The sequence below is a fragment of the Streptomyces sp. NPDC001970 genome (genome assembly GCF_053594115.1).
On sequence record NZ_JBSFDW010000014.1, the window covers coordinates 149,049 to 162,869 of the forward strand.

10 protein-coding genes are annotated in these 13,821 nt (G+C 72.2%); 5 read left to right on the forward strand and 5 right to left on the reverse strand.

Going from position 1 to position 13,821, the window contains the following annotated elements:
* Positions 1 to 152: 152 nt before the first annotated feature.
* Genes cs1 through ACWCP0_RS19190 form a run of 5 tightly spaced genes read right to left on the reverse strand, consistent with a single transcriptional unit; the run spans position 153 to position 6,702 of the window.
* Complete coding sequence (gene cs1 / locus ACWCP0_RS19170) at positions 153 to 1,133, reverse strand: clavaminate synthase Cs1 (RefSeq protein ID WP_451079972.1); 981 nt, start codon at positions 1,131 to 1,133, stop codon at positions 153 to 155.
* Complete coding sequence (speB, locus tag ACWCP0_RS19175; protein WP_451079973.1) at positions 1,130 to 2,089, reverse strand: agmatinase; 960 nt, start codon at positions 2,087 to 2,089, stop codon at positions 1,130 to 1,132. Before speB ends, cs1 begins: the two co-directional genes overlap by 4 nt.
* A gap of 4 nt (positions 2,090 to 2,093) precedes the next feature.
* Positions 2,094 to 3,428: an ATP-grasp domain-containing protein gene (locus ACWCP0_RS19180; protein ID WP_451079974.1), complete on the reverse strand. Its 1,335-nt coding sequence runs from the start codon at positions 3,426 to 3,428 to the stop codon at positions 2,094 to 2,096.
* The gene (locus tag ACWCP0_RS19185) at positions 3,425 to 4,978 is read right to left on the reverse strand and encodes an asparagine synthase-related protein (protein WP_451079975.1); all 1,554 of its coding nucleotides are present in this window, start codon (positions 4,976 to 4,978) and stop codon (positions 3,425 to 3,427) included. The genes ACWCP0_RS19180 and ACWCP0_RS19185 overlap by 4 nt, the downstream gene beginning before the upstream one ends.
* A 2-nt stretch (positions 4,979 to 4,980) precedes the next feature.
* Entirely contained in the window at positions 4,981 to 6,702 is a 1,722-nt protein-coding gene (locus tag ACWCP0_RS19190) for a thiamine pyrophosphate-binding protein (protein ID WP_451079976.1), read from the reverse strand.
* 141 nt (positions 6,703 to 6,843) lie between these two features.
* On the opposite strand from ACWCP0_RS19190, the gene ACWCP0_RS19195 reads away from it, so the two are divergent.
* The 5 genes from ACWCP0_RS19195 to ACWCP0_RS19215 all read left to right on the forward strand — a co-directional run bounded on the left by ACWCP0_RS19195 (position 6,844) and on the right by ACWCP0_RS19215 (position 13,759).
* A complete protein-coding gene (locus ACWCP0_RS19195) occupies positions 6,844 to 7,983 on the forward strand; it encodes a GNAT family N-acetyltransferase (protein WP_451079977.1) in 1,140 nt (379 codons plus the stop codon).
* The gene (locus tag ACWCP0_RS19200; RefSeq protein ID WP_451079978.1) at positions 7,980 to 9,656 is read left to right on the forward strand and encodes an ABC transporter substrate-binding protein; all 1,677 of its coding nucleotides are present in this window, start codon (positions 7,980 to 7,982) and stop codon (positions 9,654 to 9,656) included. Before ACWCP0_RS19195 ends, ACWCP0_RS19200 begins: the two co-directional genes overlap by 4 nt.
* Positions 9,653 to 10,651, forward strand: a complete 999-nt coding sequence (locus tag ACWCP0_RS19205) for a GNAT family N-acetyltransferase (protein WP_451079979.1) — start codon at positions 9,653 to 9,655, stop codon at positions 10,649 to 10,651. The genes ACWCP0_RS19200 and ACWCP0_RS19205 overlap by 4 nt, the downstream gene beginning before the upstream one ends.
* Positions 10,651 to 11,895, forward strand: coding sequence for an MFS transporter (locus ACWCP0_RS19210; protein WP_451079980.1), 1,245 nt, complete (start codon positions 10,651 to 10,653; stop codon positions 11,893 to 11,895). Before ACWCP0_RS19205 ends, ACWCP0_RS19210 begins: the two co-directional genes overlap by 1 nt.
* A gap of 217 nt (positions 11,896 to 12,112) precedes the next feature.
* Positions 12,113 to 13,759 carry a penicillin-binding transpeptidase domain-containing protein gene (locus ACWCP0_RS19215; protein WP_451079981.1) on the forward strand — a complete coding sequence of 549 codons (1,647 nt, stop codon included), beginning with the start codon at positions 12,113 to 12,115 and terminating at the stop codon, positions 13,757 to 13,759.
* Positions 13,760 to 13,821: the final 62 nt, after the last annotated feature.

Consider the following 13,821-nt stretch of genomic DNA (forward strand, 5'->3'; position numbering starts at 1 on the left):
CCCGGACGGACCGGTACCCAGATCCGGACGGACCGGTACCCGGACCCGGACCCGAGCGCGAGCCCGAGCCCGAGCCCGAGCCCGAGCTCGGACTCGGGCTCGGGCTCGGGTCCGGGCACAGGAACGGACGACGGGCCGCCCCGGCCCCGCGCCTAACGCCGCGGGCCGAACGGAACGACGTCGCCCGCCCGTTCCCCGCCCGAGAGCTGCCCGCCCCGGTCGGTGCGGATGTAGACGCGGTGCAGCCAGCGGTCCCTGCCGTCCCAGCGGGGGCTGAACGGCGTGCGGGCGTGGGTGGTGCGGAAGTTGTCGATGATCAGGACGTCGCCGGGGGTGAGCCGGACCGATTCGGTGACGTCGTCCAGCGCCTTGGACAGGGCGGCGACCGCCTCCTTGTCCTCGGCCTCCGCCGGGGTGAGGAGCTCGCGGTCGTAGCCGAGCAGTGGGTCGCCCTCGTCCCCGTACAGCGGCTTGACGTTGGCTATGGCGCCCGGGTCCTCGACCCCGCCGCGGAAGGCGACGTCGACGCAGCACGGCAGCTTGCGCTCGAAGAGGCGCGCCCTGACCTCGTCCGTCAGCAGCGGCAGGGCCTTGCGGACGGAGCCGACGAGGGTCTCGGCCCTGCGCTCGTGGTCGGCGCGGGAGCAGGCGAGCATCACATAGTTGGGCTGGAGGACGTGGTACGCCATCTCCGTGTGGAACTCCAGCAGCGTCTCGGAGGTCTCCGACGACAGGTAGTGCGCCCCGGGCGAGGGGTAGACGTCGTGGTAGACCGTGCCGGAGCGGAGCTCCTGGTAGCCGGTGTGCAGACCGAGCCGGCGTCCGGCGACGGCGAGCATGGCCTCCATGGTCAGCAGCGGGCGGCCCTCGGGGGCCGGCGTGCTGGTGGGTGTGGGCGGCAGGTCGTCGTCCGCTTCGACGGGCAGGCCGCGCAGCAGCAGGTAACCGTCCTTGTTGCCCTCGGCGTCGAAGGCGTCGAGGGCGTCGGCCATCGCCCGGGGCAGCTGCTCCGAGAGCCCCTTCGCGGCCTCCAGGAAGCCGTAGAGATCGGCGCGCGGGACGTCGGGCAGCTGCGCCGCGAGCTTGCGCAGCCGGTCCTGGTACGGGGTGCAGTCGATGACCGGAGTGGTCATGGCCGGTGGTCTCCTTCACTCGTGGGGCGATGCGCGCGGGCGTACTGGTAGAGCAGCTCGGCGCCGATCTCGGTGGCCAGGACGGAGGTGATCCCGGCGTGGTCGTACGGTGGCGAGACCTCCATCACGTCGAAGCCGACGGGGGTGAGGTCGCCGATGCAGCGCAGCAGCGCGAGCAGTTCGCGGGACGACAGCCCGCCCGGGGCCGGGGTGCCGGTGCCGGGCGCGAAGGCCGGGTCCACGACGTCGACGTCGACGGAGACGTACACGGGGCGCCTGCCGACCCGTTCACGGATCAGGCCGGAGGTGCCGGCCGGGCCGAGGTCGGCGAACTCGTCCGCGGTCACGATCCGGACGCCGTGTCCGCGCGCGTAGTCGAGCGAGTCCGGCTTGGGGTTGTGGCCCCGGATGCCGATCTGGACCGTCGCGGCCGGGTCGACGAGCTTCTCGTCGATGCCGTGCCGGAACGGCGTTCCGTGGTGGAACTCGCCACCGTAGAAGGCCGGATTGGTGTCGGAGTGCGCGTCGAGATGGACCACGGCGACGGGCCCGTGCTGCTCGGCGACGGCCCGCAGCCCGGCCAGGGTGAGGGAGTGGTCGCCGCCGAGCATCAGAAAGGCGGCGTTGTCCCCGAGCAGCCGCGTGAGGTGCGCGCCTGCCGTCTCCATCGCGATGTGCATGTTGAACGGGGTTAGATCGATGTCCCCGGCGTCCGCACACCGGATCAGGTCGAAGGTGCCGGGGCCGCGGTCGATGCCGACGCCGTGGATGAGGCCGGACTCGTTGCGGATGGCGCGCGGGCCGAACCGCGCCCCGGGCCGGTAGCTGGTGCCGCCGTCGTACGGGGCGCCGATCACGACCACGTCGTAGCCGCGCGGCTCCGGATCGTGCGGCAGGCGCATGAACGTGGGGATCTGCGCGTAGCGGGGTGAGACATGCGAGTCGACGCGTTCCACGGGCTCAGTCCCCCTCCTGGGTCTCGACGGTGATCAGGGAAGCGGCGTGCCGCGCCTTCGCGAGCGCCGCGCCGGCCGTGCCGGCGTGCGCGTACACGAAGCCCACGGAGGCCGAGTTGTCCAGGCGCGAGGCCACGCGGGCGCCCAGGTCGGCGTGGAGGGAGACGGTGACGTTCCCGGTCGCCTCGGCCCGGTCGATCCCATGGACCGCGGTCAGCACGCCCGGCGCGTCGGGGAAGAGCACGACGACGGCGGCGGCCGGGGTGACCCCCTCGCCCGCCCTGCCCGGATACGGGTCGGCGCCGAGGGCGAGGAGCTTGGCGACCAGGTGGGGGTTGGCGCCGCAGACGTCGGCGACCATCGTGGAGATCATGTGCGCCGGGAGCCGGGTGTTGACCTCGATGATCCTGGGTCCGTCGTCGGTGAGCTTCACCTCGGTGTGGGCCGGGCCCTGCCGGTAGCCGATGGCCTTGAGCGTGCGGTCGACGGCCGCCGTGACCTGCTCCCACACCCCGGGCGCGAGGGGCACCGGGAAGCTGTGGGCCTCCTCGAGCATCGTCGTGCGGTGCAGGTCCTTGGAGGTGGCGCCGTAGAAATGCGTCACCCCGCCGCCGGTCATCGATTCGACGGAGATCTCGGTGCCCGGCACGTACTGCTCGAACAGCACATGACCCGGCCTCGGCCGTCCCCGCAAGGACCGTTTGACGGCGGACAGTTCCTCGTACGCGGCGTGGGCCCCGGCCTTGTCGAGGCACTTGCGCACACCGTACGAGATCGCCTCCGACGGGGGCTTGGCGATCAGCGGCAGCCCCACGTGGCGGATGGCCCCGTCCACCTCGTCGGGCGAGGTGACCAGCCGGTACGGCACATTGGCGGGGTCGTCGCCGAGCAGCCCGCGCAGCACGTGCTTGTGGTTCGCCGCGGTGACCGCGTCCAGGCCCTGCGAGGGCAGTCCGAGGCGTTCCGCGGCGGTGGCCGTGGCCTCGGTGTGGTAATCGGAGAACGACAGGATGCCGTCCACCAGCGGCCGCCCGTCCGTGTCGGTGATCGCGTCGACGATGGCGTCGGGATCGTGCGTGTCGGTGTGGACCACCTTGTCGACGCGGGCGAGGGGATGGTCGTCGAAGGGCTTGCCGTCCGTGTACCACTCCACGCCCTGCACCAGGAGCCAGATCTCGCAGCCGAGGTCACGGGCGGCATGGATGCCGTCGTAGAAGGCGGAGTGCAGCATCGACTCCACGAGCGCGAGCCGCCTGCCCGTGAAGCCCCCGCGACCGCCGGTTCCGGCTGGGCCGCCGGCACCGGCGCCCGACGGCGACGGACCGGTGTACGCGCTCACGCGGCACCCCGCTTCAGCCGGGCCGCAACGGACTCCACGACCGAGCCGGTGCTCACATGGTCCGGATGGTCGCCGTCCACCACCGTGCGGTCGAACAGTTCCTCCACCACCAGCCGTTTGGCCGTGTGAAGGTTCTCCTCCGGCACGCCGTGCCCCGCGAGCAGCAGCGAGAAGGAGGACGTGGTGCCCGAGCCCTCGTGGACGCCGAGCTTGGGCCGGTTGACGGTCTCTTCAGGAAGCAGCCCCTCCATGGCCGCCCGCAGCACCCATTTGTCGCGGCCGTAGCGGCGCTTGAGCCCCGCCTCCAGACACACCAGCAGGTCGAGGACGTCCCGGTCCCAGTAAGGATGGGTGGACCAGTGGCCGGACGCGGCCGAGAGCACCGGCGACATCTCGTTGAGTCCGTCGAACGTCGCCATGTCGTGGGCCACGGCCGAGTCCAGGTCGGGCAGCCGGTCCTCGCGGTGCATCCCGGCGAGCGGGATGTCGGCCCCGTATCCCGTGAGGATCCTGCGGGGCGGTCCGCCGAGTGCGCGGTAGAGGGCGGTGAGCGGCAGCAGGTACTCGATGATGTCCGGATCGTGGGACTCCGACGCCCACACCGTGTGCGGGAGCTGGGTGAGCAGATCCGCGGTCCGGAGCGTGAACTCGCCGTGCCGGGAGCCCAGATGGTCGGCGACGAGCCGGGCCTGAGGGAACTCGCTGCTGGTGTCGGTGCCCATGGACACCGTCGCCAGCCGGCCCGCCGCCTTGTGGGCGAGCGCCGCGACACCGGAGGAGTCGATCCCGCCGGACAGCACCACCAGCGGAGTCGCGCCAGGAGCGAGTCTGGCCCGTACGGCCGCGTCGAGTGCGGTGCGTACGGCGTCGACCGCCTCGCGCTCCGCGACGATGCGGCGCGACAGCGGCGGGGCCCATGTGGGATGGGTCTCGGCGGTGCCGCTCCCCAGATCCATGACCATCACGGAGCCGGCAGGGACCTGGTAGAGCCCGGGAAGCCGTCGTACCCGGCGCGCCCCGGCGAGGGGCAGGCCCTGCGGACTCCCGTACCGCGCGAGCGCCTTCGCCTCGGTCGCGGCCACGACCTCGCCGCGCCCGGGGCGCAGATACAGGGGCACGGAGCCCGCGTGGTCGGTCGCGAGGAGGACGCGCTGCCCCTCGGCGACCACCGCGGCGAAGCGGCCGTTGACGAGGCGGAAGGCGTGGTGGCCGTAGCGCCGGAAGAGCGCGAGGAGCAGCCGCGCGTCGTCCGCGCGGGGGCCTGAGTCGGCTCCGCCGCCGGCCGGCTCCGGCAGTACGGAGCGGAGTTCGTCCCGGTTGTAGATCTCGCCGGCGATCAGCACGGCGGCGTCCGCGTCGCGCGCCAGCGCCGGTTCCGGGGAGTGGGTGGGGGCATGCACGAGGGTCGCGGTCAGGGTCTGCGTACGCAGCCGCTCCCGGAGCCTGGTGCAGATGCCTTGGGTCGCGAAGGCCGCGCCGGGTATCCGGCCTTCGCCCAGACGGGCGGAGGCCAGAAGACCGAAGGCGGCAGGAAAGTCCTGCTCGTCCATGATCAGATGCTCAGCGCCCCGAACCCACCGGGCCGGAAGTCGTAGCTGACGGGGACCTCGATGAGGAAGGGGCGGCCCAGCTCGGCGCCCTTGCGCAGGGCCGCGAGGAGCTCCTCGCGGGAGGTCGCACGGGCCGCCTCGACGCCGTTCGCCTCGGCGAGCGCGACGAAGTCGACTCCGGTGAACTTCACCGCCGGGTCGTGGCTGCGGTGGTGGCCGAGGTTCTGGTACAGCTCGATCAGCCCGTTGGTGTCGTTGTTGACGACGACGGTGACGATCGGCAGGCCGAGCCGGGCGATCGTCTCCAGGTCGGCGCTGTTGGAGTGGAAGCCGCCGTCGCCCGCGATGAGGAACGTGGGCTGGCCGGGGCGGGCCAGCTGGGCGCCGATCGCCGCGGGGATGCCGTAGCCGAAGCTGGAGCAGCCGGCCGACGTGAGGAAGCCGAAGGGCTGGTCGGCGCGGGCGAACAGCACTCCGTAGTGCCGGAAGAAGCCGATGTCGGAGACGATCGTGCCCTCGCCCGGTCGCGCGGTCTCGGCCATGACGGTGTTCATGGAGTCGATGACCTGGTGGACCCGCATGCCGTCCGCGTAGCTCTCCGGGTCGGCGAGGAACTCGGCGATGCGCGCGCGCAGCGGCGCGATGTCGTGCCGCTTCTTCGCCGCGAGCGAGGCCGTGGCGGCGTCGAGGTGTTCGACGAAGGCCAGGACGTCGGTGACGACGTCGACGGTCGGCCGGTAGACGCGGGGGATCGGGTTCGGCGTCGGCGAGACGCGGACGGTCTTCTTCTCGGTGCCGCGTTGCCACATCGAGGGCCGCAGGTCCTCGGCGTAGTCGTAGCCGACGGTGAGGATGACGTCGGCCGGGCCGAACAGGGTCTCCAGGGCCGGGAAGTCGAGAATGCCGTCCATGTAGCCGGTGACGGCCCCGTAGTCGAGCTCGTGGCCGGCGGGCAGGACGCCCTTCGCGATGTACGTCGTGATGACCGGGATGTCGAGGCGCTCGGCGAGCGCGCGGATCGCGGGCACGGCACCGGAGCGGATCGCGGCTGCTCCGACGACCAGCACCGGGTGCTCGGCCGAGCGGAGCAGCTCGGCGGCCTCGTCGGCGGCGGCCTGCCAGCCGGGGGCGACCGCGCCGGTCGGCCGGGCAGGGGTGAGCGCGGGCGGGTTGGCGGCAGAGGCGTCGATGCCCTCGGACGAGCCGAGCAGGTCGACGGGCAGCGAGATGAAGGAGGGGCCGACGGGCTCGGTCATCGCGGCGGTCACCGCGGAGTCCACGAGGTCCGTGATCTCGTGCGGCCGTTGGAGCTCCGCCGCGTACTTGGCCATCGGCTTGATGATCGCCACCGAGTCGAGGCACTGGTGGGTGTCGTTGGGGAAGATGTCGTGCGACTCGGACTGGGCGGCGAGCGCGATGACCGGCGAGCGGTCCAGGATCGACGTGGCGACACCGGTCGACAGATTGGTCATACCGGGGCCGAGGGTCGCCCAGCAGGCCTGCGGCCGGCCGGTGATCCGGGCGAGCACGTCGGCGGCGACACCGGCGGTGAACTCGTGCCGGGTGAGGACGAAGTCGATGCCCTCGACCTCGTCGAAGAGGATCGAGGCGGCCTCACGGCCGACGACGCCGAACACCTTGTCCACGCCGTGCTCGTGCAGCCGGGTGAGGAGGGCGTGGGCGGCCGTCGGTCCGGTGCTGGGTCCGGTCGATACGCGGGACATGGGTCTCCAAGTCGTTCGGCGGTGAACGGGACCCGGAAACCGTGACCGGCGCCACTCTCCGGCCTCTCTCCCGGCGGTATCGGCCGGTATCGGGGAGTGCGCGAAGAGAAGCCGGAGACAGTGGCGGGTGACACTCCTGCGGTGTCTGGAGCAGCGAACCCATGTGCGGCGGTGTCCGGTACGGCGACGCCGGGACGCGCCGTCGTCGACGAATGGCGGGACCCGGCGGAGACCGGGAAGGCCGACTGGGCGCGGCTGACCGGCGGTGAGGACTTCTTCCTCACCCCCGAGTGGATGCGCGTCCTGCACGACACGGCCGGAGCGCCGATGCGCTACCTCACCGTCACTGATCCCGGTCGCGGAATCGTCGCGGCCCTGCCCCTCGTGTTCGCCGACCGCACCGCTCCCTGGTCGCTCGGCCGCACCGACCTCCTGATGCGCCACTGCGCCACCGAGGGCATGGACGGCGCCGCCGCGCTCCTCGACGCGTTCGACGGCGCCGACCGGCTGATGCCGTCCCTGATGTGCGGCGGCCGCCACCTCGGCCGTACGCGCCTGCTGCTCGGCGGGCACGCCACCGCCGACGACGCCGACCGCGTCGTCGACCGCGCCGAGCGCATCGCCGCCGCCATGGGCGCCGCATCGGTGTGCTTCCCCTACCTCGACTCCGCCGACCGGCTCGTCGCCGGCGTCCTCGAAGCGCGGGGCTATCTGTCGCACACCTCTGGCGAGTTCGCCTCGCTCGACATCCCGGCGGGCGGCTTCGCCGAGTACGCGCTCGGGCTGCCGTCCCGCCGCTCGCGCCGGGTCAGGGCCGAACGCCGGCGCGTCGAGGCGTCCGGCGTCCGGATCACCCTGGCGCCCCTGGTCGCGGACGAGGTCCCCCGGCTCGCGGAGCTGGAGACCGCCCTGTTCGCCAAGTACGGCATGACCGGCTGGGATCCCCGGCGCTCCGCCGCGGTGTTCGCCGCCGCGCACCGCACCCTCGGCCCCCGCGCGCTCGTCAGCAAGGCCGTGGCGGACGGGGAGATCATCGGCTTCGGGCTGATCCTCCGCCACGGCGCCGACTGGTTCGCCCACCGCGCCGGCTTCGACTACACGCGCCAGAGCGAACTGGGCCTGCCCCTCTACTACGAGCTGCTCTACTACACCCCCGCCGACCACGCCCCGTCCCACGGCGTCACCCGCGTCCACTACGGCATCGGCAGCACGGCGGCCAAGGTCTCCCGCGGCTGCCGGCTGTCCACCCAGTACCTGTACGTGAAGGAGCTCGGCCGATGACCGGCTGGAACGCCGCCGTCGGGTGGATCGTGAACCCCTCACGCCGCCGCGGCGGCCACCTCAGGACGGTCGCCTCCGCCGACGTCGACTCGCTCGACCCGGCCCGTACGTACTACGTGTGGTCCTGGCTGCTGCAGCGCACGATGCACCGCACCCTCATGGCGTTCGGCACCGACCCGGACTCGCCGGGCGTCGTGCCCGATCTCGCCGCAGCCCCCGGTGCCGTCTCCCGCGACGGTCTGAGCTGGACCTACCGCATCCGCCGCGGTGCGCGCTTCGAGACGGGCGAGGAGATCACGGCGTACGACATCAGGTACGCGCTGGAACGGGTCTTCGCCCAGGACATCCTGCCGGGCGGGCCCACCTATCTGCTCGATCTGCTCGACCACGGCGGCTACCGCGGCCCCTACCGCGACGACGCCGACGGGCTCAAGGCCGTCGAATGCCCCGACGAGCGCACCCTCGTCCTCCGGCTCCGGCGGCCCTTCGCGGACGTCGACCATCTGATGGCTCAGCCCAACACCGCACCCGTGCCCCGGCTCCGCGACACCCGCGAGGCGTACGGTCGCGCGCCGGTGTGCTCGGGGCCGTACCGGATCCGCAGCTACGAACCCGGCCGCTCGCTGCACCTGGTCCGCAACCCGCAGTGGGATCCGGCCACCGACGCCGTGCGCTCCGCTCTGCCCACCGAGCTGACCGTCTCCTTCGGCGTCGAGGTCGACGAGCTCGACGCCCGGCTGCTGGCAGGGGAGTTCCATCTCGACGCCGAGGGGCGGGGCATCCAGCACGCGGCGCGCGACCGCATCCTCGACGACCCGCGGCTGCGGGCGCGCGCGGACAATCCGGCGACCGGATTCCTGCAGTACGTCACCGTCCAGCAGGCCGTGCCGCCCTTCGGCAACGTGCACGCCAGACGCGCGGTCTTCCACGCCGCCGACAAGGCGGCCCTCCTCGAGGCACGCGGCGGCGACGGAGTCGGCGGGACGCTCGCCACCTCTCTGATCCCGCCGTCGCTGTCCGCCCACACGGGCAGCGACCGCTATCCGTCGGGGGCCGACCTGACCGGCGACCTCGACGCGGCGCGGGCCGAACTGGCCGCCGCCGGAGTGCCGGAGGGCTTCCGCACGGCGATCGGCACCCAGCCCGGCAAGTTCGCACTTGTCGCCCGCGCCCTCGCCGCGTCGCTCGCCCGCGTCGGCATCCAGGCCGAGGTGGTGGTCCTGGACACCGCCTCGTACTACCGCACGGGCCTCGGCAGCCCGGCCACGGTCCGCAGGCTGGGACTCGGCCTCGGGGTGACCGACTGGGGCGCCGACTACCCCACCGAGTACGGCTTCCTCGCCCCGCTCGTCGACGGACGGCAGATCAAGCACGGCGGCGGCAACTTCAACTTCGCCGAACTCGACGACCCGCAGGTGAACGCGCTCGTCGACCGGGCGAACGCCGAACCCGACGCGGTGCGGCGCCGGTCCCTGTGGCAGTCCGTCGAGCGGACCGTGATGGACCGCGCCGTGATCCTCCCCATGGCCCATGACCGCACCCTGCACTACCGCCACCCCGACCTGACCAATGTCTACGTCCACCCCGCGTTCGGTCTCTACGACATCCAGGCCCTCGGGCTCGTCGGGGACGGCGACACGGGCCTCACCGGCACGGGAGAAGGAGACGCGTGAACCCCGCCTTCACGGAACTCGACCCGCACGACAGCGACCGCATCGACGCGGTGTTCGGGCTGCGCACCGAGGCGGCGCGCGAGGACACCCCGGGTCTTCCTGCGCCCTGCCGCGCCGACCTGATCGGGTCCGTGCGGGTTCCGCCGCCCGCGACCAGGATCGAGGAGTGGCTGGTCACCGCGGACCGGCACACCCCGGACGTGATCGCCTCCCTGCGCCTGGAGTTCCCCACCGAGGAGAACACCGCCTCCGTGACCGCTGCCGTCCTCGCCGTACGGCCCGGCCTGCGACGGCGGGGAATCGGCCGGAAACTCGTGGAGTTCGCCGGCTCCCGCGGCAAACCCGACGGCCGCACCCGGCTCCTGCTGTTCGCCGACGCGGGGCCGGGCGCCGAGGACACGATCCCCGCCGCCCGTTTCGCCGACGCGCTCGGCGGCCGGACCGTCATGACCCTCGACCATCTGCGGCTGGACGTCTGCGACGCACCCGCCGCAGGTCCCGTTCCTGACGGATACACCTGCCGCACCTGGGGCAGCACCGTGCCCGACGAACTGGTCGCCGAGGCCGCCCGTCTGGAGGCCACGCTCTCCGCGGACGTCCCCACCGGTGACCTGGCCTGGGAGCCGCAGCCCGCCGCCATCTCCCGGATCCGCGACTTCGAGCGGATGCGGATCGCCCGCGGCCGGCGCGCCTACCAGACCGGCATACGCCACGAGGGGACCGGCCGCCTGGTGGCCTGGTCCGCGGTGTCCATGACCACCGCCAACCCCGACAACGCGCTCCAGGCGGTCACGGTCGTCGACCCCGGGCACCGGGGCCGCGGCCTCGGGCGGCTGGTCAAGGCCCTCAATCTCCGGTACGTGCGGGGCGGCGAGGCCGAACTGCGCACGATCGACACCTGGAACTCCACGGGCAACGTCCATATGCGGCGGATCAACGAGGAGTTCGGTTTCCGTCCCGCGGGCGGCCGGCGGATGTGGGAGCTGGACATCTGATGCTCGGCAGCGAGCCGTTCGCCCGGCTGTTCGTCGCCCACGCCACGTCGCAACTGGGCTTCCGCGTGGCCCAGACCGCGATGCCGCTGACCGCGCTCACCGCCGCGGACGCGTCGCCCTCCGGGGCGGCGGCCCTGATCACCGTACAGACCTGCGGGTTTCTCCTCATCGGGCTGCCCGCGGGGGCCTGGGTGGACCGGTGGCCCCGGACGACCGTGCTGCTGACGGCGGATGCGGTCCGGTGCGCCGCGGCCGGGTACGTCGGCGCGGTCTGGCTGTTCTCCGGGCCCCAGGGTTCCGTGGGCATGGGGCAGCTCTGTGCGGCGGCCCTGGTGCTCGGCATCGCCTCGGTGTTCTTCGACGTGGCCGCCCAGTCCGCCGTGCCGCAGCTCCTCGGTCCCGAGCGGCTCGTCGCGGGCAACGCCCGGCTGCAGGCGGCCGAATCGGCGGCGGCCGTGGCGGGCCCGCTGGTGGCGGGTGCGCTCGCGGTGGTGGCCGCGCCCGCCGGCCTGGTGCTCTCGGCCGTGGCCTACGGCACGTCCGCCCTGGTGCTGCTGGGCAACAGCCCGTCGCCGGCGAGTGCCGGGAGCGACCACTCCGGGAGCGGGGGCCGTGGCACGGGCATCGGCCGTCAGGTGCGCGAGGGGCTGCGCTTCCTGCTCGGGCACCCGGCCCTGCGGCGCATCGCGGTGGCGACCGGCGTCTTCAACTTCGCCTGGGCCGTCGTTGCGGCCCTGATGCTGGCGCTGCTCGTGCACGAGGCGGGCGAGAGCGAGACCGTGGCCGGCGCGGTGATGGCGGGCCTCGGCGCCGGCGGGGTCATCGGGGCGCTGCTCGTCAAGCGGTTCCTCGGGGCGCTCGGGCAGGCGCGGGCGATCACGTACGGGCTTCTCGTACCGGCGCCGTTCGTGCTGCTGGCGTCGCTGGCGGGGCGGACGCCCGCCTGGACGACGGGACTCGGCATGCTGGGCGTCGGCGCGGGCGCGGTGCTGTACAACGTGACGCAGGTCAGCCTCCGCCAGACCGTGACGCCGCCCGAACTGCTCGGCCGGGTGAACGCGACGATGCGTACCCTCGTATGGGGCATGATCCCGCTGGGCGGTGTCGTCGCCTCCGCGATGTCCTCCTTCCTGCCGGTGAGTTCGGTGGTCGTCATCGGCGCCGTGCTCGCGTGCACCGCATGGCTGTGGCTGGTGGGCCTGCCTTCGCCCGCCCGATCCGAGGCCGCAACGCGTTCGGGTTGACGGGCTGCACTTTCGGCCATTCCTCACGGCGGATATCGATCGATCGCGCGGTGTCGGCGTTCTTCGGGCTCTCTGCTCACGGTCACGCCGGAGAAGAATTGGTTCAGTCGAATCCGCCTCAATGGGGCGAGGTCTCGACATGGCCGTATGCAATGCCCGTGTCCGGAATCGCGCGCCGGAGGAGAGTGCGAAGAGACTACGCCCATAAGATGCCGTCATGGCAGGTGAGAGCGCTTACCGAGGCTACTCCTCTTACGACGGGCGTCGGTCACGCCGGCGTCGTACGATCGGCACTCTGGCGACACTTGCGGCGGCAGCGGGGATCGGCTATTGGGGATACAGCACGCTGTTCGCAGAAGGCGCCGAGGATCCCGAAGTCCTTGCTGCCCGGGAACAGTTGGACGGGTTCCTGGCCGCCTGGGAGACGGGCGACGCCGACAAGGCCGGGTCGTACACGGATACTCCCGGTAATGCGGAGTCTCTCATCACGTCCGTCATGACGAACCTGAAACCGTCGAAGACGGAGATCTCCACGAAGGACGGCCAGAAGCAGGCGGAGGGGGATGTTCGCATTCCGTTCACGGTGGCGATGCAGATTCCCGGCGCCGGCGACTACACCTGGGACTCCAAGGCGAAAGTCCTGAAGAAGCAGGAAGAATGGCAGGTGGAGTTCACCACTCCGGTGATCCACCCGGCGTTGGCCCCCGGCCAGACCCTGGCCCTGCAATCGCAGGAGCGCGCTGCCGTACTCGACGCGAACGGTGACGTCCTGCAGGCGCCCTCGATTGTCGGCGCCGTCGACCCGAAGAGCGGAAAGGGCATCTCCGGACTCCAGGCCCGTTATGACAAGCAGCTCACCGGCGGCGCGGGCGGGGCGAAGTCCGTCGCCGTCGTGGACCGCGAGTCCGGACGTGCGGTGAAACGGCTCAGCAACGACAAAGGCGCCAAGGGCGAGCCGGTGAGGACCACCATCGACCCGAGGATCCAGGGAGCCGCCGCCGAAGCACTGGACGGAGTCGAGAAGAACGCGGCCATCGTCGCGATCGACCCGTCCACCGGCCATGTCCTCGCCGCCGCCAACAGGCCCGGCGGCATGAACCGGGCCCTGGAAGGCCGCTATCCGCCGGGCTCCACCTTCAAGGTCGTCACCGCCACCGCACTGCTGAAGCAGGGGATGCGGCCGTCCGACGCGGCGCAGTGCCCCAAGTTCGCGCTTGTCAACGGGCAGCGGTTCGAGAACCAGAACCAGTTCACCCTGCCGTCGGGCTCCACCTTCAAGGACTCGTTCGCCAAGTCCTGCAACACCTTCTTCGTCAACTCCCGCACGAAGCTCCAGGATGCGTCGCTGCACGACGCCGCGCAGGCCTTCGGCATCGGCGGCAGCTGGGACGTCGGAGTCGTCACCTACGACGGCAGCGTGCCGGTCGCAAGCGGAGACAACGACAAGGCCGCATCCACGATCGGACAGGCCCGCGTCCAGGCGTCCCCCCTGGTGATGGCCTCGATCGCGGCGACGGTCAAGGAGGGCACGTTCCGGCAGCCGGTGCTCGTGCCGGCCGCGGTGAAGAAGAAGCACGAGGCCCCGGCCGCGCTCGACCCCGCGGTGGTGGCAGGCCTGCGCGACATGATGCGCGCCACGGTCACCCACGGCGCCGGCCGGGCGCTGATGGACGTACCCGGCGAGGCGTACGCGAAGACGGGCACCGCCGAGTTCGGCACCGAGACCCCGCCGCGCACCCACGCCTGGATGATCGGCTACCAGGGGAACAAGAACCTCGCCTGGGCGGTCCTCGTGGAGGACGGCGGCTCGGGCGGCTCCGACGCCGGGCCCATCGCGGCCAGGTTCCTCAAGGCGGTCGGCTGAACAGCACGGCACGGACAGCACGGCACGGACAGCACGGCACCGACCCGGCCCCAGGTCTCACG

Excerpts from the sequence above, each read along its gene's own strand:
- cs1 (WP_451079972.1), bottom strand. The coding sequence starts at position 1,133 with ATGACCACTCCGGTCATCGACTGCACCCCGTACCAGGACCGGCTGCGC.
- ACWCP0_RS19185 (WP_451079975.1), bottom strand. The coding sequence starts at position 4,978 with ATGGACGAGCAGGACTTTCCTGCCGCCTTCGGTCTTCTGGCCTCCGCC.
- ACWCP0_RS19190 (WP_451079976.1), bottom strand. The coding sequence starts at position 6,702 with ATGTCCCGCGTATCGACCGGACCCAGCACCGGACCGACGGCCGCCCAC.
- ACWCP0_RS19200 (WP_451079978.1), top strand. The coding sequence starts at position 7,980 with ATGACCGGCTGGAACGCCGCCGTCGGGTGGATCGTGAACCCCTCACGC.
- ACWCP0_RS19210 (WP_451079980.1), top strand. The coding sequence starts at position 10,651 with ATGCTCGGCAGCGAGCCGTTCGCCCGGCTGTTCGTCGCCCACGCCACG.
- ACWCP0_RS19215 (WP_451079981.1), top strand. The coding sequence starts at position 12,113 with ATGGCAGGTGAGAGCGCTTACCGAGGCTACTCCTCTTACGACGGGCGT.